The sequence below is a fragment of the Stenotrophomonas sp. 704A1 genome (assembly GCF_030549525.1).
Classification (GTDB): domain Bacteria; phylum Pseudomonadota; class Gammaproteobacteria; order Xanthomonadales; family Xanthomonadaceae; genus Stenotrophomonas; species Stenotrophomonas tuberculopleuritidis.
Genome location: NZ_CP130831.1, coordinates 2,553,073 through 2,572,862 on the forward strand (window position 1 = coordinate 2,553,073; position 19,790 = coordinate 2,572,862).

A 19,790-nucleotide genomic window follows, 5' to 3' on the forward strand; every position below is an offset into this window, starting at 1 on the left:
TCAGGACGCCCGCGACCGGCGCCTGATGACCGCCGACCTGCGCCTCACTCGACCGCCGCTGCCATCGGGCGCATCCGCACCGGGATCGACTTGGCGGCCGGGGTGCCGCTGATGCGGTCGTAGTAGTCCAGCGGCAGCAGGGGATTCAGTTCGGGGTAGTAGCCGGCCAGCGCCCCACGCGGCATCGGGTAGTCGAGTACGGTCAGGCCATCGATGCGCCGGTGCACGCCGTCCGCGCTGATCGTTTCCAGGCTGACCTGCGCTTCCTTCTCCAGGCCGCGCGCCAGCCGGTCCTCGATGTTCATGAACACCACCATGCGGTCGTTGTACACGCCGCGGTAGCGATCGTTGTAGCTGTAGATGGTGGTGTTGTACTGGTCGTGCGAGCGCACCGTGGCCAGGCGCAGCATGTCCGGGTCGTGCACCGGCTCGTTGACGTCCAGGCCGGGCATCACCAGGATGTTGGCCTTGCCAGTGGGCGTGGGCCACACCCGCCGCCGCGGTGGGATATCCAGGTGGAAGCCGTGCGGCTGCTGGATGCGCTCGTTGAAGCCGGTATAGATCTCCGGATACACGGCCGCGATCAGGTCGCGGATCGGGCCGTAGTCATGCTGGTAGCGCGCCCAGTCGACCCGGCTGTGCGGCAGCGTGGCCATCGCCATGCGGCAGACGATCTCCACCTCCGGCAGCACGTCCGTGCTGACCGGCTCGAGCACGCCGCGCGAGGCGGTCACGTTCGACATCGCGTCCTCGATGGTGACGAACTGCTCGCCGGCCGGCGTGACGATGCGTTCCGAGCGCGCCACCACCGGCAGGATCAGGGCATCGCGCCCATGCACCAGATGACCGCGATTGAGCTTGGTCGCGATGCCCACGGTCAGCTCCAGGCCGCGCATGGCCTGATACGCCCGCGGCGTATCGGGCACGGCATGGATGAAGTTGCCGCCCAGGCCGATGAACACCCTGGCACTGCCATCGAGCATGGCCTGGATCGACTCCACCACATGGTGGCCATGGTCGCGCGGCGGGTCGAAACCGAACACCTGCTGCACCCGGTCCAGGTAGGCCGGCCTGGGTTTCTCGTCGATGCCCACGGTGCGGTCGCCCTGCACGTTGGAGTGACCACGGATCGGCCCGATGCCTGCACCGGGCTTGCCGAAATTGCCGCGCAGCAGGAGCAGGTTGGCGACCTGCTGCAGCAGCCGTGAGCCCTGCTGGTGCTGGGTCAGGCCCATGCCATAGCAGATCACCGTGGCCTGCGAGCGGATGTAGATCTCCGCACAGCGCCCGATCTGTTCGCGGCTGATGCCGGAGACGCGCACGATCTCGTCCCAGTCCTGCGCCAGCACATCCTCGCGCAGCGCCTCCAGGCCCACGGTGTGTTCGGCCAGGAAGTCGTGGTCGAGCACACGCTCACCCTGCGCTTCGCGCTCGAACATCACTTTCATCATGCCCTTGATCAGGGCCAGGTCGCCGCCGATGCGGACGTGCACGAACTCGCTGCTGATCTCGGTCGAACCGAAGGTGGCCATCTGCAGCATGTCCTGCGGCTCGGCAAAGCGGATCAGGGCGCGCTCGGGCATCGGATTGACCGCCACGATCGGGATGCCACGCTTGCGCGCCTCGACCAGGTTGCTCATCATCCGCGGCGAATTGGTGCCGGTGTTCTGGCCGATCACGAAGATCGCCTCGGCATGCGCGAAATCGTCCAGCACGATGGTGCCCTTGCCGACCCCGATGGCCGGCGGCAGGCCGCGGCTGGTCGGTTCGTGGCACATGTTGGAGCAGTCCGGGAAATTGTTGGTGCCGAACTCGCGGACGAAGATCGAATACAGGAACGCCGCTTCGTTGGGGGTGCGGCCGGAGGTGTAGAACTCGGCCTGGTGCGGGCTGTCCAGTGCCTGCAGGTGGCGGCCGATCAGGGCGAACGCCTCATCCCAGCTGCAGGGCACGTAGTGGTCAGTGCCCGCGTCATAGCGCATCGGCTCGGTCAGCCGGCCCTGCATCTCCAGCCAGTAATCGGTCTGTGCCATCAACTCGGTGACGGTGTAGCGGGCGAACAGCTCGCGGTCGGCGCGGAACCGGGTGGCTTCCCAGGCCAGCGCCTTGGCGCCGTTCTCGCAGAATTCCAGCTTCCTGCGCTCGTCGGCATCGGGGAACGCACAGCTGGGGCACTTGAAGCCACCGGGCTGGTTCATGGCCAGCAGCGCCTTGGAGCCCTTGCCGATCACGCTCTGCTGCAGCAGCACCTTGGCGGTGGCACCGGCGGCCCCCCAGCCGCCGGCAGGCTGGTGGTAGGGCTGGTAACGCGGCGGCTTGGACTCGGACATGTTCGGGAACCTGGCAGAAGGAACGCGACAACGAACGGTGCACTGCCGGCGGCATGGCAGGGTCCACAGTCAAGCACGGTCGGAGGGCCCGCACCAGAGGCCGGCGCAGATTGCAGCAGAGCGTGTCATGGCAGCGGTTACACCCGCGTCAGTGCCCGGCCACTGCGCTATTCTCGACGCCGCGGGTGCTCCACTGCCCGCGTATTTTCCTTGTCCGGACGCGCTGCATGCCTGATCCCACCCCGCCGCACAGCCCGCCCATCGGCACCGCCCCGCGACCGCTGTGGCGCTGGCGCAGCGGAGGGCAGCAGGCGCAGATCGATGTGGTGGCGGAAGAAGTGCCGGTGGCGATGCGTTACAACGGCGCCGCCTTCGCGGTGATGATGGCCACGCCCTGCGACCTGGAGGATTTCGCGCTGGGTTTCTCGCTCAGCGAAGGCCTGATCCTGCGACCGGCGCAGCTGCTGGCCATCGAGGTGCAGCCGCAGCTGGAAGGTATCGAGCTGAACATGACCGTCGCCGACGACGCGCCCGGCGCGGCGTTGGACCCGGCCGACGGCCGCCTGCTGCCCGGTCGCGGCGGCTGCGGCCTGTGTGGCGCGCGCCAGCTGGAGGACGTGCTGCGGCCGCTGCCGCCGGTGCGCGACCTGCGCCGCCACGATCCGGCCGCGCTACAGCGCGCCTTGGCCAGCCTGGGCCAGCACCAGCCGATGAATGCGGCCAGCGGCTCGACCCACGCCGCTGCCTGGGCCGATGCCAGCGGCCGCATCGGCTGGGTCCGCGAGGATGTCGGGCGCCACAACGCGCTGGACAAGCTGATCGGCGCCCTGCATCACAATGAACACACGATCGAGGGTGGGCTGCTGGTGGTTTCCAGCCGCGCCAGCTACGAAATGGTCAGCAAGGCCGTGCGTGCCGGTGCCAGCGTGCTGGCCGCGGTGTCGGCGCCGACCGCATTGGCGATCGACCTGGCCCGCAGTGCAGGGCTGTGCCTGGTCGGGTTCGCGCGCCAGGGCGGCTTCAATGTGTATACCCACCCCGAGCGGTTGCAGGCGGGCGACGCCACGGGCAGCCCGCCGCGCTGAGCGGAGCGGGCTGCCGCGACACCGCTCAGCGCAATGCCACCTTCGGGAAATCGACCGGCACGTCGAACGCTACGTTGACGTAGTTGGTGAACAGGTTGAGCGCCACGTGGGCGAGGATCTCGACGATCTGCTCATCATCGAAGCCGGCCGCGCGCAGTGCCTGCACATCTTCGTCGCCGATCCGGGCACGCTGCTCGACCACCTTCAGCGCGAACGCGAGCGCCGCTGCGGTGGCCGGGTCGCTGGACTGGCCGCTCTGTGCAGCCGCCATCTGCTCGGCGCTGGCGCCGGCCTTGCGGCCCAGCGCGGTATGTGCGGCCAGGCAGTACCCGCAGGCATTGCGGTTGGCGACGGCCACGGCGATCTGCTCGCCCAGCACGGGCGACAGGCGGCCGCCGGCCAACGCGCCGAACGAACCCCACAGGCTCTGCAGCGCGGCGGGAGAGTTGGCCACGGCGCGGAACATCGCCGGGGTGGCGCCGAAGGCGGCGTGGACCTGACCCAGCAGGGCCTGGCGGTCGGCGGTGGTGGTGGCAGCATCGATCAGGGGGACACGGGACATGAGGGATCTCCTTGGGAAAGCGCCCGGGATTGGACGACCCGCGCAGTCTAGGTAGACTTCATGGACGCATCAGACGAAATAAGCCACATCTATTGTCCATTCGTCCCCACACATGGCCACCGATACCTCCGCACCCGACCGCCTCTCTTCCCTGCTGGAGCGCTTCCGCGTGCAGGCGGCGCTGTTCCACAGCGGGCCGCTGTGCGGACGTCACGTGTTCGAACCCCAGCCCGGGCGCGCATTCCTGCATATCCTCCGCCAGGGCGAGATGGAGGTCCGCCACCCCGCCGGTGGCGTCGCGCTGCCACGGCTGAAGATCACCACGCCCAGCCTGCTGCTGTACCCGCAGCCGCTGCATCATGTGTTCTTCAACGCGCCGCTGGATGGGCCGGACTTCACCTGCGCCACGCTGGATTTCGATGGCGGCGCGCGCAATCCCATCGTGCAGTCGCTGCCGCCGGTGATGGTGGTGCCGTTGTCGGCGATCGGCGAACTGGATGAGACCCTGCACCTGCTGTTTGCCGAGGCCGATCAGCAGCGCTGCGGCTCGCGCCTGCTCACCAACCGCCTGTTCGAGGTGGCATTGATCCAGATCCTGCGCTGGGTGGTGGACCACCCCGATGCCGCCGGCGTCAGCCATGGGCTGATGCGCGGGCTGTCCGATGCGCGCCTGGCCCGTACGCTGGTGGCGATGCACCAGGCGCCGCAGGGCGACTGGACGCTGCCACGCATGGCCGCCACCGCCGGCATGTCGCGCAGCGCGTTTGCGGCGGTGTTCAAGGACGTGATGCAAGCAACGCCGGCCAGTTATCTGCTGGACTGGCGGTTGAGTCTGGCGTGTGCGCAGCTGCGGGCGGGCGTGGCGGTCAAGCAGGTGGCGATCGAGGTGGGATTTGCCGATACCGCGTCGCTGTCCAAGGCCTTCCGCAAGCGGTTGGGGGCCTCGCCGAGGGCGTGGTTGGCCGGTCTTGCATGACGATAAAGGCGCGATGTGCGTGGGCCGACCGGAAGGCAGTCGAGCATGGCTCGACGCTACGGGCGCGGTGACCCATCGTGCTTCGCCAGCAGTCCGGCGATGCGCTCGGCAACACGGGCGCGCACGCCTTCGTCCAGCTGGCCTTCGTACATCGCTTCATAGATCCACAGGCCATCGGCGGCCAGCCGCGCCACGAAATTGTCGAGCGCGGCGCTGTCCTCCCCTGCCCCCGCCTCCGGCGGCAACGGCGCCCAGCGTCGCACCGCCGGGCCCCACGGACGCTCGTCGGCGTCCGGGTCGGCCGATTCCAGCATGAACATCAGCTCGGCACGGGTGGCACTCTGCGCCGACACGCGCACGAAGGTCTGGTAGCGCTCCAGGGCCGTCGCTTCCTCCGCGCGCTTGCCCAGCAGCGCTTCCATCGACGCCTCCCAGGCCTGCACCAGGTGCTCGTCGATGCCGCGCAGCAGCGCCTCGCGCGAGGGGAAGTGGTACAGCAGGCCGCCGCGGGTCAACTGCGCTTCGGCCGCCACCGACTCGAAGGTCACCGCACGCACGCCGTCACGATTGATCACGTTGACGGCGGCGTCGAGGATGCGGTCGCGCTTGCTGGTTCTCATCGCATCATTTTACGCGATCGGCCGCGCCCTCGCGGCTGCCGACGCGGCCACGCAGCAGGCGCGCCAGGATCGTCGCACCCACGGCCAGTACCGCAGTGATCACCAGCAGCACGATCTGGTAGCCACGGTCATACGCGGCCGCCGCCAGCGCGAACCACTCGCCCTGCCCGCTCTCGCGCGCGGCATGCAGCGCCTGGGTGAAGCCTTCGCGGGCAAGCGCGGGCATCCCGGCCGAGACCGGCAGGAACGCGCCGTACATCGCCGCGCTCAGGCTGCCCAGCATCGCCACCGCCAGCAGGCCACCGAACTCATAGGACACCTCTTCCACCGACGAAGCCATGCCCGCGCGGTGCGCCGGTACGTTGTTGAGGATGGCGGTGGACGCCACCGAGATGGCCGCCCCCATGCCAAGGCCGGTGATGGCCATGCCCGCCACCACCCAGCCGAGGCCGTACGGAAAACCGAACGCAATCACCCCGACACCCACGGCGCCGGCGGCCAGGCCACCACAGATCAGCGGACGCAGCCCGACCCGGTGCAGGATGCTGCCGCCCAGCAAGGCACTGGGCAGACTGCCCAGCGCCGCCACCGACACCAGCAGGCCCGCCTGCAGCGGACTGAAGCCGGCCACCAGCTGGAAGCGCTGGGTGGTGATCAGCTGCAGGCCGGCCATCGCGAACAGGGTGAACACCGCCGACAGCGTGCCGGCCAGGAACGCGGGATTGCGGAAGATGGCGAAGTCCAGCAGCGGGTGCGGCAGCTGCCGCTGGCGGCGCGCGAATGCCGCACCGCTGATGACGGCCAGCAGCAGCGCACCGGCGCCCAGCGCATACGACGGCGGTGTGGCGATCAGCGACTTGATCGCCAGCACCAGGCCGGACAGGGCGGCCAGGGCCAGCAACGAGGACGCCAGATCCCAGGGGCGCGAGCTGTCACGCTGGCCTTCCGGCGCCAGCAGCAGGGTCGCCACGAACGCGACCACCACCACCGGCACGTTGATCAGGAACACCGAGCCCCACCAGAAATGCTGCAGCAGCCAGCCGCCGATGATCGGGCCGAGCGCCGCGCCGACGATGGCCACCGAGCCCCAGATCGCGATGGCGATGTTGCGCTCGCGCGCTTCCTGGAAGCTCAGTCCGATCAGGGCCAGCGTGGCCGGCATCATCGCCGCCGCACCGACTGCCAGGAACGCACGCGCGGCGATCAGCTGCGCCGCGCTGGCGGCGAATGCCGCCGCCAGCGAGGCGATGCCGAACACCACCAGGCCGATCAGGAACATGCGCCGATGCCCGATGCGGTCGCCGAGCGTGCCCGCGCCCAGCAGCAGGCCGGCCATCACCAGCGGATAGGCATTGATGATCCACAGCGCCTGGCCGGCGCTGGCCGAGAGTTCCTCGGTCAGGGTGGGCAGTGCGGTGTAGAGCACGGAGTTGTCGAGCGTGACCAGCAGCAGGCCGGCGGCGACGGTGAACAGCAAGGCCCAGCGACGGGCACGCGACAGGGCCGGACTACCGGCCAGCGGATGTGAGGGCGCCATGAGACAGCATCAGGTGCGAGGATGGCTTAACTATACCGGATATCCTGTATAGTTTCAATGACCGAGGGTCAGTGCTCCCGCAGCTGTCATCGCGCCAAAGGCTGCGCTTGCGGCAGGGCGGCGGGCAGTCAGAAACCCAGTGCGATCACCCTGCGCGCGGCCTGCACCTGCACCACGCACGACTCCAGGTCGATCACGGTGTTCCAGTCCAGCACCAGGTCAAAGCCGGCCGTAGTGGAGATCCGCGCCGGGTTGGTCGAGCTGGCCACGAACAGCCGCTCGCCGCTGCCGGTGCGGTACCAGCCAGCACCACCCGCACCCGCCGTTTCCGGCTGTTCGGCCACCACCGGATGCGGCGCCGGCCGGCGCACGCCGGTCCACTCGGGGGCTTCGATCGGCAGGTCCACCTGTTCCGTTCCGGCATTGATCGAGATCCAGGCATCGCTGACCGTGATGCCTGGCGTCCCGAACAGCGGCGACGGCGGTGCGCTGTACAGGGCCGCGCCGACCAGCAGCAGCGTGGCGATCAACAGCCACCCGCGTACGCGATGCCGGATGATCGCAGCGGGCACGAAGCCCAGGAACGAGACCACGGCCAGCGTGGCCAGCGTGATCGCCAACCACATGTTGCCGGTGGCCGGCAGGTCAACGATGCATTGCACGGTCATGTCTCCCCTGCCGTCCAGGGCATTGAAACGAAAAACAGGTGGCGACACGGCGGCGGAGGTGCTCTCCTTCCTCCCCCGCCGTGCCACCACCTGCGGTGAACGCGTCTACTGGCGGGGGAAGCTCCTCCGCCCCTGGATCATCAGAACTTCACGCGCGCGCCCAGGTACAGTTCGCGCGAGGACAGGTCCAGGCTCATCTTCTCGTCCTGCAGGCCACGCGCATTCGGGAACGCGTTCCAGCCGCTCTCGGTGGTGCCCATGCTCACGTAGCGGTAGCCGACGTCGATGGCCAGGCGCTCGATCGGCGCGTACGACACACCCGCGCCGACCGACCAGGCCAGGTTGTTGCGGGTGCTGTCGATGTAGCGGCGGGTCTCGTTGCCCTGCCAGCCACCGGACTTCAGCTGCGCGATGCCGATGCCGCCATTGGCGAACACCGACCAGCCATTGGCGATGGCGAAATTGCGGTAGACGTTCAGCATGGCGCGCTGCGAACGCACCTCGTGATTGTTGAAGCTGTTGGCGAAGGCCGCCGAACCGCTGGTGTAGGTGTCGGTGCGCGGGAAGGTGTACTCGCCCTCGGTACGCCAGCCGTTGCCCCAATCGTAGCCGACGGCCACCGAGCCACTGGCGAACTCGTGCTTCTCCGTGCCGGCCACGAAGGCGCCGATGCCCGGACGGGCACTCTGGTCCATGTTGTCGGCCTTGTGCTGGGCGTCCAGCGCGCGCACGGCGCCGTAGTAGCCGGCCTTCGCGTCTTCGGCCATGGCCAGCTGCGGCAGAGCGGCACAGGCCAGCAGCGATGCCATCGCGATCCTGTTCATCATCATCGAAATCGTTCCTCAAGGTATCGGGGGCGGGCGACCAAACGTGGCCGGCCCAAGGTGCGCCGCAAGGCGACGGGTCCACTGTGCCCAACGGCCCGGAGTGCCGACATCGGACCCGTCTGAGAATGACAAGGGCCACACCAAGGTGGCCCTGCGCTGTCAGCTGGCGTTCGGTTTCAGTACCGGCCCGCTGTCGCTGCAATCGCATGACGCCGGGTCTGCGAGCTGCGCGCACCGTGCCCAGCCGCGCACGTACTGGCGTCGACGTTGCGGCGACGCGAACAGATAGAGGTTGAGCGTGTCCAGGAACCGGGCCTGCTGTGCGGCCGGCAGCCCTGCAAAGGCAAGCATCAGCGCAATGAATCGGTCATCGGAGGATTTCGGCACAGCGACACCGTGAGGGCCATCGGGGAGTCCACCCTAGTCAATGCGTTCAGCACTACCATCGGACGCGGCCCTATTTTCGCTGGACACTATCGATTCGGCGCTGGCCGGTGCGCCGCGCGCGTGCTGCGATGCATTGACCAGGCCATGCGAACGCGCATAGCGGTACAGCTCCGCATCGTTCTCAAGGCCCAGCTTGCGCAGCGCCGACACCTTCTGGGTACTGATGGTCTTCGGGCTGCGCCCGACCCGGTGCGCGATCTCCTGCACACTCAGTCCTTCCACATACATGCGGATGACCTCGGACTCGCGGCGCGACAGCTCTCCGATCGGCTCCTCGTCGTCCACGGCCTGCGCCAGCAGCGCCTGCACCGACGCCGCCAGGTGATCGTTGCCGGCCATCGCCGCGTGGATGGCCGGCACCAGGTCCCGCCCCGGGTCGGACTTGCCAACGATGCAGCGCACACCTGCGGCAACGATACTGCGCAGCACCAGGGCGCTCTCCATGCCGGTCAGCACCACCAGCCGCACCTGCGGGAAGCGCCGCTGCAGGAAACGCAGCAGGGCCACGCCGTCGCCGTAACGGCCGCCGGGGATCGAGAAGTCGGCCACCACCACATCCACCGGACGGGTGCTGAGTACCTCGACCAGCTCGGTGGAATCGGTCACCGCCGCCACCAGTTCAAGCGCCTCGGGGTGCGCCGCGACGATCTCCTGCACCCCGGCCAGCAGCACGGGGTGATCGTCGACCGCTGCGATACGGATCTTCATGTCGGTAGTCCTGTATTCATGGAATGAACGTGGTGTGGCGGTGGGCTGCTATCGTGTGCCATCGCGACCGCCACCCGCCTGATCGAGGGCCGCTGCATGTCCCAGACACGTACCCGCATTGCCATTGCCGACGACCACGCCTTCATCCGCATGGCCATCGCCGCGGAACTGGACCGGATGCCCGGCGTGGAGCTGATCGGCGAGGCAAGCGACTCGACCGAGCTGATCAAACTGCTCCAGTCCCGTCCATGCGACGTGCTCATCACCGATTACGCCATGCCCGGCGGCGACGACGGTGATGGCATGCAGCTGCTGGAACGGTTGCACAGGACATGGCCGGAGCTGCGCGTGATCGTCATGACCGGGCTGGACCAGACATCGATGATCCAGGCCCTGTACGCCGCCGGTGCCACCCGCATCCTCAGCAAGTCCGACGATGTCAGCCATGTGCAGGCGGCGGTGCAGAGCGCGATCTCCAACCGGCGCTACCTGTCGCCCAGCATCCTGCCACTGCTGCCGGCCCGGCGCGCACGCGCCGCCTCGCTGGAGACGCTGTCGCCGCGCGAACTGCAGGTGGTACGGCTGATCCTGCAGGGCCGGTCGGTCAACGAGATCGCCGAACAGCTGGGCCGCCGCAAGCAGACCATCAGCACGCAGAAGACCTCGGCCATGCAGAAACTCGGCGCGGGCAACGATGCGGACCTGTTCCGCATCTCCGCCGAGCTTGGCCTGGACGCCGAAGACACACCTGCAGCGGATTGAGCGCGGCCGCGCAGCACATCCGTCACGCATGGTCGTCGCCTTCGATCTGGCGGCGGTAGTCCGCCACCCGTCGCTGGAGGTCCTGCATCAACGCCTCCAGCACACCCGTCGGCAATGGCCGCTGGTCGCGCAGCTCACGCTCAAGCATCCCCGCGCGTTCACCAAGTGCACGCTCGCCCATCATCATCAGCGCGCCCTTGAACGCATGCAGGCGGTCGAGCACTGCGTCCATGTCATTCTCGGCATGCGCCTGCTCCAGCTTCCTCAGGTCCTCGCCTGCGCTGTCCACGAACACCTGGCGCAGCCGCGCCGATACCGCCGGGCGTGTCGTTGACGGTGCCGACGTGGACGCGCCCGGGCGCCGCACATGACGGCGCAGCCCTTCCTCCAGCCGCCGCAGATCCATCGGTTTCAGCAGCAGATCGTCAATGCCGGCCTGGCGGCAGCGCTGCCGCTCGCTGGCGAGCGCGGTGGCTGTCACCGCCAGGATCGGCACCTTGCTGCCGTGAGCGCGCAGCGCCTGGGCGAAGGTGTAGCCATCCATCACCGGCATGTTGATGTCGGTCAGTACCGCCTGGTAGGCGTCGTCGCGCCACATCGCCAGGGCACTCTGGCCGTTGTCGGCGGCATCCACCTGGTACCCCAGTTCCTCCAGCTGTTGCTGGATCAGCTCGCGGTTGACCGGATTGTCTTCCACCAGCAGCACATGGCCGCGAGCCATCATCGGCGGCTCCGGCGCGCCCGGCACCGGCGCTTCAGCCACCGGTGCTGGTACGGTCGTTGTCGGTGGTGGGACCGGTGCGGTCTCGGCCGAGACCAACGCGGTCAGCAGCGCGGCGCTGGAATAGCAGGAAACATGCAGATCGCCGTCGCGCGTTTCCGCCGCCAGCGGCCCGTTGGCATAGGCGCGGATGCGACGCGCATGCGCACTGAGCAGGCATTGCTCGTCCTCGGCTTCCCAGGCCCGGCGCTCGCCGACCAGCAGCAGCGTATCGCCAGCGGTCTCCTCATTGAACGCCGAAGGGCGATCGAGCACGATCGTGCGCGCGCCCCACTCCTGCAGCAGGCGTGGAATTTCCTCGCGCCACTCCGCCGATGCGGACAGCACGGTAATGACCCGCCCCTGCAATGGCTGCGCCGCAACAGCCGCTGCCTGGCGCAGCTGCACCGGCACCTGCAGGGTGAACACACTGCCCACGCCCTGGGTACTTTCGGCAGTGATCGCACCGCCCAGCGCATGCGCGAGCTGCTGGCACAGGGCCAGGCCCAGCCCGCTGCCCCCATAGCGGCGCGCGATGCTGGCATCGGCCTGCTGGAAGGGCTGGAACAATTGCGCCAGTTCCTCCGCCGCCATGCCGATGCCCGAATCCACCACCTGCAGCTCCAGCCGCGCGCCGCCGTCGTTCACATCAAGCAGCGAGGCGCGCACCAGCACCCGCCCGGATTCGGTGAACTTGACCGCATTGCTGAGCAGGTTGTTGAGGATCTGGCGGATGCGATGCACGTCGGCCACAGGCTCCGCACCGGGCGCGGCAAGCACCTGGCAATACAGCTTCAGGCCCTTGCGGGTCGCTGCCGGGGCATACAGCAGCGCCGCCTGTTCGATCAGCGGCCGCAGCAGAAACGGAGTGGCCTCCACGTCCAGCTGCCCGGCTTCGATCTTGGAGAAGTCCAGCACGTCGCTGATGATCCCCATCAGCGTGTCGGCCGATTGGCGGATGCGCAGCAGCCGTTCGCGTTGTGCCGGCTGCAGCGATGAGCGCCCCAGCAGCTCCAGGTGGCCCAGCACGCCATTGAGCGGCGTCCTGATCTCATGACTCATGTGCGCGACGAACACGCTCTTGGCGCGGCTTGCCGCTTCGGCCATCTCGCGTGCAGCTTCCGAATCCTCGCGGGCCTGGCGTAGACGCTGCTCAAGTTCCATCTGCGCGGTGACATCGCGCAGCGTACACAGCCAGACCTGCTGGTCGTGGAAGCTCGTCCGCGCCATGCCTGCTTCCAGCTGGCGCTGGCCGTCTGCCGCCTCGGCCGGCCAAGGCAGCACGAACGGCCCGTGCCCCGGCTGCGCAGCGGCACGTCGGGCGAGGTCGGCATACATCACTGGGATCGCCTGCGCGTCATCGCCCACCAGCTGCAGCGCGTGCTCGTTCTGCAGCAGCGGCTGGCCGGTATCCACGGCGATCAGGGCCAGACCCACCGGCGAGGTATCGATGATGGCGCGGCTGAGGGCCTGGCTCTCGTATACCCGGAAGGCGTCGGCCAGTGCTGGGGCGAACAGGCGCCGGTCCATGCGCAGAAGGATCCACCAGAGCAGGCCGATGATCGCCAGCGCGGTGAACACATGCCAGCTGAGTGCGCCTCCTGTGGCAGCCCAGACGTCCGACCAGCGGTAGGCGTGCACCAGCCGCCAGTCGACCCCCTTCACCCGGCCGCCCAGCACGTACTGCCCGGCAATCCGGCCGTGAGTGACGCCCGTATTGCCCAGGGCGGCCGCCCAGCGCTTCATGCCGGCGATTTCGTCGTCGGACAGGGTGCCGTTGACCAGGACCGTGCGCTGGTCCTGGGTGGCGACCAGGAAGGCGCCGGCTTGGCGTGCGTCCAGGCGGGTGCGGATGTTCTCCACCGGCTCATACACCACCCGCCGGAAGTACGGGGTCGTGCCGTCGGCCAGGGTGATCGTGCCCACCAGCGCCGGCGTACGGGTGAAGGGGCTCTCGCCGTACCGGGACTGCAGCCGGCCGCCACCGGCCGCGCTGTTCACCGGCCCGCGTTGTGGCAGCGCACGCCGCACGGCGGTCTCGTTCCCCATCAGTCGCGCGAACGCCTGCTCGCGGGTGCTCGCGCCCAGTGCGCGCAGCAGCTGTTCTTCATTCTGCACGCCGGCCACCGCCAGCAATCGTCCCTGCGGCTCATAGCCATACAGCGCCCCACCACTGGAACCCTCCTGCCAGGTGATGGTGGCCATGGTGTAGGCCGAGTATTCCTCGATCATGCCAAGGTAGGCCGCCAGGTCATCGTCGGGCAACTCATGACCGGGCAACCCCAGCACCAGCCACGGCACCGCTGACGGAATCCGTGCGGTCACCAGCATCGCTTCGCCCTGGGCGCGGAAACGCTCGATCAGCAGCGTGCCGGAGGCTTCCAGCTGATCGCGCCGCGCGGTCCACAGCACATCGTTGGCGTTGATCGAGCCGGCATAGGCGCGATCACGCTGGAACAGGAAATAGTCCACCGCCGCCAGGCCTTCCATGAACGCCTGGTGCTGGTTGGCATGGAAGTCACGGATGCGTGCCATCGCGCTGAACACCGTCGCCGTCAGGATCAGCAGGGTGAGCAGCGCACCGCCGCCGAACAGCAGGCGCCGCCGCAGCCGGCGCAGATCGGCCAGATGCGCCGCTTCGCCGTGCGCCGTGGTGGTGCCTGGTTCGTCGGAGAGGGGAGCGGAAGTACGCATCATCACGCTGAACGGGCTGATTGCGACGACTCTAGCGGATGCCCCGACGCCCCGCCATCACCACGGGGAGGCGGGTCCGTACAGGTCTGCAGGATGCGCAGCAATCCCTCGCTGGCGTAGGCCGACAGATCCCAACCGCCGCCGACCGCCGCCGGACGCAGGGGTCCATCGACACGGACATGCACCACCGGCCGCACCTGCCGGCCACCCGCCTCTACCGCAGCGGTGGCCGGCAGGCGTGCTTCGCCGCGCTCGAACACCACCAAGGGAACGGCGGCCGGCAGGTCGACGCGCGCCAGCTCATCGGGATGCTCCAGCTCATGCACCTGTCCGCCCCAGCGCCGCAGGCGCCGGGCCAGCTCTGCACGCCAGATCGGCGAAGCCGACAGCAGCAGCACACTGCGGCCCGCAAGCGGTTGTGCCTCGGTTGCGTCATCGATCTCTTCGACCGGCACCTCGAACGAGAACAGCGTGCCCACGCCCTGGGTACTGTGCACGGTGATGGTGCCGCCCATGGAGTCACACAGCTGACGGCACAGGAACAGGCCCAGGCCGGAGCCGCCGAAACGGCCACGGATGCTGTCATCGGCCTGCGAGAACGGGCGGAACAGGCGTTCCTGCTGGGCCGCGCTCAGACCGATGCCCGAGTCGGCCACCTCCACCTGCAGCCGTGCATGGGCCGCGTTGCCGGTCTGGCGCATGCGCAGCTGGATGCGCCCGGACCCGGTGAACTTGACCGCATTGCTGGCCAGGTTGCGCAGTACGCGTTCGATCTGCTCCTCCTGCCCGCGCAGGTGGCCGGCCACCGAGGCATCGATGCTGTAGTCCAGGTCCACGCCCTTGGCATACGCCAACGGTGCAAACAACAGCGCTACCCGCTCCAGCATCACCTCCGGTTCGAACAGCACCGATTCGGCTTCGAGCGGCTCGAATTCCATGCGCGACAGGTCCAGCACATCGCGGATGATGTCCAGCAGGGAGTCGGCCGATTGGCGGATGCGCTGGATCCGCATGCGCTGCGATGCATCCAGGCCTGGCCGGTCCAGCAGTTCCAGGTGCCCAAGGATGCCGTGCAGCGGCGTGCGGATTTCGTGGCTGACCGTGGCCAGGAACGCCGACTTGGCACGGCTTTCGGCTTCTGCCATCTCCCGTGCGTGCAGCTGTGCCTGTTCGCGCGCGGCGAGTACGGTCACATCCTGCACCGAGAACAGCATCGCCTCCCGGCCGTTGCCGGTGGTGGGCTCGGCCTCCACGTGCAGGTGCCGCGGCGGCTCGCCATTGCTGGGATGCAGTGTCAGCGAGAACCGTATCGGCGTATCCGCGCCATCCTGCAGCCGGCGCTGCTGCGTACAGCCGGCGCGCAGGCATTCGGCCATGCGCACGCCGCTGGCGGCGGCCAGCACCACCAATGCCTGCATGGCCGGATTGATCAGCAGCGGCTCGGCCACGCCGGGGGCGAGCAGGCACAGGCCGGTCGGTGTGCGCTCGACCACGCGGCGGCATAGCGACTCACTTTCGAACACCTGGTCCACCTGCCGCAGCGCCGGCTTGAACCAACGCACGTTGAGCCGCAGCACCAGCACCCACAGCCCGATCAGGCTGCCCAGGATAAGCAGGCTGCCGATGCCCAGCAGGTGCCGGCCGTCGGCCAGCACATCGCGCCAGTCGTAACTCTCCACCAGGTCCCACGGCGTGCCGGGTACCGCAGTGGCGAGCATGACGTGGCCGTTGCGCTGCAGGTTGGTGACCGAAGTGGAATCGCGCGCCAGCGCCACGAGTTCGCGCAGCACCTCCTGCGTCGGCAGGCCAGCGCCATCGGTACTGGCCACCACGCTGCCGTCGGTCCCCACCAGCGCCAGCCGGCCGCTGCTGCTCCGGCGCAGTACGTCCTCGATGTGGGCTATCGGCTCGAACGACACAAATACGCCTATCGGACGGGTGCCGTCACGCGCATACAGCGTGGTGACCAGCGATGGCGAACGGGTGAACGGATGCGGGCCGGAGGACAGCTGAGGCCGGTCCACCCCGCTGACGCTGGCCAGCGCGGGAATCTGGTCCTGTGCAGAGTGTGGCGAGGGCAGATTGGCGTGCCTGCGCAGGTGCTCGAACAGTGCCTGCCGTCGCCGCTGATCCGGAAGCTGCTGCGCCTCGCGGGGACGGATGCCCGGGTGCAGCGACAGGAAGCGCCCGCTGGGGTCGAAGAAGTACGTGTTCTCGGCCGAGGTGTGGTCACTGTCCGCCATCCGCCCGATCAGCGACAGCGATCGGTTCAACTGCAGATAGCGCTCCAGATCAGCCGGATGCCACTGGTCGGTTCCCACGCCCAGCGCGATGCGCGCGCCACTGCTTTCGTCTGCGGGGTGCAGCAGGTGCTCGCCGCCCTGCAGATAGTGGTCACGCAACGGGCCAGGGGAAGCGCCCAACAACGACGTCTGGTGGCCCCAGGCGAACTCGGCCATGTTGGCAAGCCGCGCATGCGCCATGTCGTGTTCCCCGAGCGCCTGCTCCAGGGCCAGCCGCACCCGCGCGAAGTCATCGAGCGCCCGCGCATGGTAGCGGTCGACCTGGAGGCCGATCATCAGCGCCAGCGCCATCAGCATCAGCACGCTCAGCAGCCCGGTCCCGGCGAACAGCAGGTTGCGCTGGAACTTGCCGAACAGCAGTCGGGCGCCCTCGTCCCGCGTGACCTCCGAGGCAGGTCGCCGCAATCCGGTGGCAGGTGGTATCAGGCGAGGCAAGGTCATGGTCGGTCGCACCTGCATCCGCGCCTCTCGGAGGGCGTCGCAGGGAAGCGGTGGCGGCATTTTGGGGACGCCCACGCTACTGTCGGGGGCTGGACGACCCTATCGGACTCATCTGATTTAGCCGTATCACGCACCGTGATACACGCGCCCTGCGCCATGCATGAACGCACGCCGTGATTGCTGACTGCCAGCACAGGCGGGCCCCCGGCAAGGGCGACGCCCCTGCTGCCGGGCGTTGCAGCACCCACGGTAGCGCCGGGCCATGCCCGGCGAGCCGTGCCGCCTCACTCGTCGAACGGGCGCTGCCCCAGCGTCTGCGTCACGTGGTCGACGAAACAGGTGATGCGCGCGGCCAACGCGGTGTTGCGGTAGTACACCGCGTTGATCGGTTGCCGCACGTCCCGCGTCTGCCTGGCGAACAGCTGCACCAGGCGGCCTTCACGCCGATCCTGCCGGGTCAGGAAATCGGACAGGCAGGCGATGCCCAGCCCAGCCGCCGCCATCTGCCGCAGCGTCTCGCCACTGGACGAAGCGATTGCCGGCTCGATCACGAACGGCCCACCATCGGCGTCGAGCAGCGGCCACTCGTTCAATGAACTGGGCTGGGTGAAGCCGAGCAGGTCATGCTGGCGCAACTGCTCCACACGCGTCGGCGTGCCGTGCCGGCGCAGGTACTCCGGGCTGGCCACCACGCGGATGCGGCTGTGGCCGATCGGCCGCGCATGCAGGGTGGAATCGCGCAGCACGCCGATGCGGAACGCCACGTCGGTGCGCTTCTCGATCAGGTCGGTGATGCCTTCATTGGAATTCAGCTCCAGCTCCACCTGCGGGTAGCGCGCGCGGAAGCCCTCCAGCAACGGCACGATCACGTGCAGCATGAACGGCGTGGCGGCGTCCACGCGCAGGCGCCCCACCGGCTGCAGCCGTCGCGCGGCCATCTGTTCCTCGGCCTCGTCCACGGTGGCCAGGATCGTGCGCGCGTATTCCAGGAACGCTGCGCCCTCTTCGGTCAGCTCCAGCCGCCGCGTGGTCCGGCGCAGCAACGTGGTCTGCAGCTTGTCCTCCAACCGCGCCAGGGTGCGGCTGGCAGCCGAGATGGTCAGCTCCAGCGCCTCGGCCGCCGCAGTGATCGAACCACTGTCGACCACGGCCACGAAGGCCTTCAGCTCATCCAGGGTGGTTTTCATTTTTTACCTCGGAGCAAAAGCATTTCCCGTATACACAGCTTAATCAACAAATGTAAAGCGCCCACACTTCGCCTGTCCCGAGCCCTCCGGCTCCCAACGAAGTCCCTGGAGTCCATCATGCGCGTTCCTTCCTTTGGCGTCGGCACCTTCCGCCTGACCGGCCAGACCGTCATCGACTCGGTGCGCAACGCCCTCGACGTCGGCTACCGTGCGGTCGATACCGCGCAGATCTACGGCAACGAAGCCGAGGTCGGCCAGGCCATCGCCGAATCCGGCGTGCCGCGCGACCAGGTGTTCCTGACCACCAAGATCTGGGTGGACAATCATGCCGCCGGCAAACTGATCCCGAGCCTGCGCGACAGCCTGGCCAAGTTGCGCACCGACTACGTGGACCTGCTGCTGATCCACTGGCCCGCGCCCGGCAATGGCGTTGAACTGCGCGAGTACATGACCGGGCTGGCCGAAGCCAAGGCGCTCGGCCTGGCCCATCAGATCGGTGTGTCCAACTTCAACATCGAGTTGACCCGTCAGGCCATCGAGGTGGTCGGCCCCGGTGAGATCGCCACCAACCAGATCGAGCTCAGCCCCTACCTGCAGAACGCGGCACTGGCTGCTTTCCTGCAGGACCAGGGCATCACCGTCACCTCCTACATGACCCTGGCCTACGGCAAGGTGCTGAAGGACCCCGTGCTGGCTGCCATCGCCGACAAGCACCAGACCAGCGTGGCCCAGGTCGCGCTGGCCTGGGCGCTGCAGCGGGGCTACGCGGTCATCCCCTCTTCGACCAAGCGCGAGAACCTGGCCAGCAACCTGCTCGCCCAGGACCTGCGCCTGGACGCCGACGACATGGCCGCGATCGCCGCGCTCGAGCGCAACGGCCGCGAAGTCGATCCGCCGGGCCTGGCGCCGGCCTGGGACTGAGGAACACCGCCATGGTCAGTGCATTGACGCGTCTGCAGGCCGGTGGTTTCAGCATCGGCATCGAAGCACCGCTGGACAATGACTGGACGCCGCTGGGCGAACAGGCACGACGCGCCGCGCGACGCCTGCCCGGCGAACCGGACCTGCAGCGCCATGCGGAGCTGGCACGGTTGGCCGACCGCCTGGGCTTCAGCGCGCTGTGGGTACGCGACGTGCCGGTGTACGACCCGGCCTTTGGCGATGCGGCGCAGGTGTTCGAGGTGTTCAGTTACCTCGGCTACCTGGCCGGCATCACCGAGCACATCCTGCTGGGTACCGCTGCGGTGGTACTGCCGATCCGGGAACCGCTGCTGACGCTGAAGTCGGCGCGCAGCGTGCAGCGGCTGAGCGGTGACCGCCTGCTGCTGGGCGTGGCCAGCGGCGACCGCCCGGTGGAGTACCCGCTGTTCGGCCGCGACTTCGACAGCCGTGGCAGCCGCTTCCGCGAGCAGATCGCACTGCTGCGCGAAGGCGCCGCTGCGCACCTGCCGCAGGGGTTGGACGTGCTGCCTGCGGATGGCCCGGCCTTGCCGCTGTTCGTGGCCGGCCTGGCCCAGCAGCAACCGGCATGGATCGGCCAGCACATGGACGGCTGCCTGGCCTACCCGGGCACGCCGCAGGACCATGCACACCGCGTGGCGGCCTGGCGCGCCGTGGCCGGCAACAAACCCTATGCCAGCTTCATCCACCTGGACCTGACGGCCGATGCCGATGCGCCCATGCAGCGCTGGCGCTTCGGCCTGCGCGGCGGCCGCAACGCCCTGCTGGCCGAGCTGCACGCCATGCAGGCGGCCGGTGTCGATCACATCGGCCTGCAGTTCCGCCGCAACGAACGGCCGCTGGCCGAAACCTTCCACGAGATCGCCGAGTACGTGCTGCCGCACTTCCCGGCCCATGCCGGCGCCCCCGCGACGGCCTGACAG

The 19,790-nt window shown here is 68.4% G+C and carries 16 protein-coding genes; 5 read left to right on the forward strand and 11 right to left on the reverse strand.

All coding sequences use genetic code 11. The features are described from left to right. Positions 1–44 precede the first annotated feature (44 nt). Positions 45–2,330 (reverse strand): FdhF/YdeP family oxidoreductase, encoded by a 2,286-nt coding sequence (locus tag Q5Z10_RS11960; protein WP_303635652.1) that lies wholly within the window; start codon positions 2,328–2,330, stop codon positions 45–47. Positions 2,331–2,557: 227 nt separating this feature from the next. Here Q5Z10_RS11960 and fdhD point away from each other — a divergent pair, with 227 nt between their 5' ends. After that, positions 2,558–3,415: a formate dehydrogenase accessory sulfurtransferase FdhD gene (fdhD, locus tag Q5Z10_RS11965; RefSeq protein ID WP_303635653.1), complete on the forward strand. Its 858-nt coding sequence runs from the start codon at positions 2,558–2,560 to the stop codon at positions 3,413–3,415. Positions 3,416–3,440: 25 nt separating this feature from the next. Here fdhD and Q5Z10_RS11970 read toward each other — a convergent pair whose 3' ends face one another. After that, positions 3,441–3,977, reverse strand: coding sequence for a carboxymuconolactone decarboxylase family protein (locus Q5Z10_RS11970; RefSeq protein WP_303635654.1), 537 nt, complete (start codon positions 3,975–3,977; stop codon positions 3,441–3,443). A gap of 112 nt (positions 3,978–4,089) precedes the next feature. On the opposite strand from Q5Z10_RS11970, the gene Q5Z10_RS11975 reads away from it, so the two are divergent. Further along, complete coding sequence (locus Q5Z10_RS11975) at positions 4,090–4,953, forward strand: AraC family transcriptional regulator (protein WP_303635655.1); 864 nt, start codon at positions 4,090–4,092, stop codon at positions 4,951–4,953. A gap of 56 nt (positions 4,954–5,009) precedes the next feature. Here Q5Z10_RS11975 and Q5Z10_RS11980 read toward each other — a convergent pair whose 3' ends face one another. From Q5Z10_RS11980 to Q5Z10_RS12005, 6 genes are all read right to left on the reverse strand, one after another. Continuing rightward, positions 5,010–5,573: a TetR/AcrR family transcriptional regulator gene (locus Q5Z10_RS11980; RefSeq protein ID WP_303635656.1), complete on the reverse strand. Its 564-nt coding sequence runs from the start codon at positions 5,571–5,573 to the stop codon at positions 5,010–5,012. Between the two features lie 4 nt (positions 5,574–5,577). Beyond that, positions 5,578–7,110: an MFS transporter gene (locus Q5Z10_RS11985; RefSeq protein ID WP_303635657.1), complete on the reverse strand. Its 1,533-nt coding sequence runs from the start codon at positions 7,108–7,110 to the stop codon at positions 5,578–5,580. Positions 7,111–7,238: 128 nt separating this feature from the next. Next, positions 7,239–7,778 carry a hypothetical protein gene (locus tag Q5Z10_RS11990; protein ID WP_303635658.1) on the reverse strand — a complete coding sequence of 180 codons (540 nt, stop codon included), beginning with the start codon at positions 7,776–7,778 and terminating at the stop codon, positions 7,239–7,241. A 140-nt stretch (positions 7,779–7,918) separates the two neighbouring features. Next, the gene (locus Q5Z10_RS11995) at positions 7,919–8,605 is read right to left on the reverse strand and encodes an outer membrane protein (RefSeq protein WP_303635659.1); all 687 of its coding nucleotides are present in this window, start codon (positions 8,603–8,605) and stop codon (positions 7,919–7,921) included. A 159-nt stretch (positions 8,606–8,764) separates the two neighbouring features. Then, complete coding sequence (locus tag Q5Z10_RS12000) at positions 8,765–8,956, reverse strand: hypothetical protein (protein ID WP_303635660.1); 192 nt, start codon at positions 8,954–8,956, stop codon at positions 8,765–8,767. Between the two features lie 69 nt (positions 8,957–9,025). Beyond that, the gene (locus Q5Z10_RS12005; RefSeq protein WP_303635661.1) at positions 9,026–9,760 is read right to left on the reverse strand and encodes a LuxR C-terminal-related transcriptional regulator; all 735 of its coding nucleotides are present in this window, start codon (positions 9,758–9,760) and stop codon (positions 9,026–9,028) included. A gap of 96 nt (positions 9,761–9,856) precedes the next feature. Here Q5Z10_RS12005 and Q5Z10_RS12010 point away from each other — a divergent pair, with 96 nt between their 5' ends. Beyond that, positions 9,857–10,522 (forward strand): response regulator, encoded by a 666-nt coding sequence (locus Q5Z10_RS12010; protein WP_303635662.1) that lies wholly within the window; start codon positions 9,857–9,859, stop codon positions 10,520–10,522. Between the two features lie 22 nt (positions 10,523–10,544). Here the strand turns inward: Q5Z10_RS12010 and Q5Z10_RS12015 are convergent, their stop codons facing one another. From Q5Z10_RS12015 to Q5Z10_RS12025, 3 genes are all read right to left on the reverse strand, one after another. Continuing rightward, positions 10,545–13,979: a response regulator gene (locus Q5Z10_RS12015; protein ID WP_303635663.1), complete on the reverse strand. Its 3,435-nt coding sequence runs from the start codon at positions 13,977–13,979 to the stop codon at positions 10,545–10,547. Beyond that, on the reverse strand, positions 13,979–16,720 hold the full coding sequence (locus Q5Z10_RS12020; protein ID WP_303635664.1) for a sensor histidine kinase: 2,742 nt from the start codon (positions 16,718–16,720) through the stop codon (positions 13,979–13,981). The genes Q5Z10_RS12015 and Q5Z10_RS12020 overlap by 1 nt, the downstream gene beginning before the upstream one ends. Before the next feature lie 284 nt (positions 16,721–17,004). Next, positions 17,005–17,907: a LysR family transcriptional regulator gene (locus Q5Z10_RS12025; RefSeq protein ID WP_303635665.1), complete on the reverse strand. Its 903-nt coding sequence runs from the start codon at positions 17,905–17,907 to the stop codon at positions 17,005–17,007. Between the two features lie 117 nt (positions 17,908–18,024). On the opposite strand from Q5Z10_RS12025, the gene dkgB reads away from it, so the two are divergent. Together dkgB and Q5Z10_RS12035 are read left to right on the forward strand one after the other, a co-directional pair. Then, positions 18,025–18,828, forward strand: coding sequence for a 2,5-didehydrogluconate reductase DkgB (gene dkgB / locus Q5Z10_RS12030; protein WP_303635666.1), 804 nt, complete (start codon positions 18,025–18,027; stop codon positions 18,826–18,828). A gap of 11 nt (positions 18,829–18,839) precedes the next feature. Next, complete coding sequence (locus Q5Z10_RS12035) at positions 18,840–19,787, forward strand: TIGR03571 family LLM class oxidoreductase (RefSeq protein WP_303635667.1); 948 nt, start codon at positions 18,840–18,842, stop codon at positions 19,785–19,787. Positions 19,788–19,790: the final 3 nt, after the last annotated feature.

What these genes read in the sequence shown, in the direction of transcription:
- Q5Z10_RS11960 (WP_303635652.1), bottom strand. Translation starts at nt 2,330, where the DNA reads ATGTCCGAGTCCAAGCCGCCGCGTTACCAGCCCTACCACCAGCCTGCC.
- fdhD (WP_303635653.1), top strand. Translation starts at nt 2,558, where the DNA reads ATGCCTGATCCCACCCCGCCGCACAGCCCGCCCATCGGCACCGCCCCG.
- Q5Z10_RS11970 (WP_303635654.1), bottom strand. Translation starts at nt 3,977, where the DNA reads ATGTCCCGTGTCCCCCTGATCGATGCTGCCACCACCACCGCCGACCGC.
- Q5Z10_RS11975 (WP_303635655.1), top strand. Translation starts at nt 4,090, where the DNA reads ATGGCCACCGATACCTCCGCACCCGACCGCCTCTCTTCCCTGCTGGAG.
- Q5Z10_RS11980 (WP_303635656.1), bottom strand. Translation starts at nt 5,573, where the DNA reads ATGAGAACCAGCAAGCGCGACCGCATCCTCGACGCCGCCGTCAACGTG.
- Q5Z10_RS11985 (WP_303635657.1), bottom strand. Translation starts at nt 7,110, where the DNA reads ATGGCGCCCTCACATCCGCTGGCCGGTAGTCCGGCCCTGTCGCGTGCC.
- Q5Z10_RS11990 (WP_303635658.1), bottom strand. Translation starts at nt 7,778, where the DNA reads ATGACCGTGCAATGCATCGTTGACCTGCCGGCCACCGGCAACATGTGG.
- Q5Z10_RS11995 (WP_303635659.1), bottom strand. Translation starts at nt 8,605, where the DNA reads ATGATGAACAGGATCGCGATGGCATCGCTGCTGGCCTGTGCCGCTCTG.
- Q5Z10_RS12000 (WP_303635660.1), bottom strand. Translation starts at nt 8,956, where the DNA reads ATGCTTGCCTTTGCAGGGCTGCCGGCCGCACAGCAGGCCCGGTTCCTG.
- Q5Z10_RS12005 (WP_303635661.1), bottom strand. Translation starts at nt 9,760, where the DNA reads ATGAAGATCCGTATCGCAGCGGTCGACGATCACCCCGTGCTGCTGGCC.
- Q5Z10_RS12010 (WP_303635662.1), top strand. Translation starts at nt 9,857, where the DNA reads ATGTCCCAGACACGTACCCGCATTGCCATTGCCGACGACCACGCCTTC.
- Q5Z10_RS12015 (WP_303635663.1), bottom strand. Translation starts at nt 13,979, where the DNA reads ATGATGCGTACTTCCGCTCCCCTCTCCGACGAACCAGGCACCACCACG.
- Q5Z10_RS12020 (WP_303635664.1), bottom strand. Translation starts at nt 16,720, where the DNA reads ATGACCTTGCCTCGCCTGATACCACCTGCCACCGGATTGCGGCGACCT.
- Q5Z10_RS12025 (WP_303635665.1), bottom strand. Translation starts at nt 17,907, where the DNA reads ATGAAAACCACCCTGGATGAGCTGAAGGCCTTCGTGGCCGTGGTCGAC.
- dkgB (WP_303635666.1), top strand. Translation starts at nt 18,025, where the DNA reads ATGCGCGTTCCTTCCTTTGGCGTCGGCACCTTCCGCCTGACCGGCCAG.
- Q5Z10_RS12035 (WP_303635667.1), top strand. Translation starts at nt 18,840, where the DNA reads ATGGTCAGTGCATTGACGCGTCTGCAGGCCGGTGGTTTCAGCATCGGC.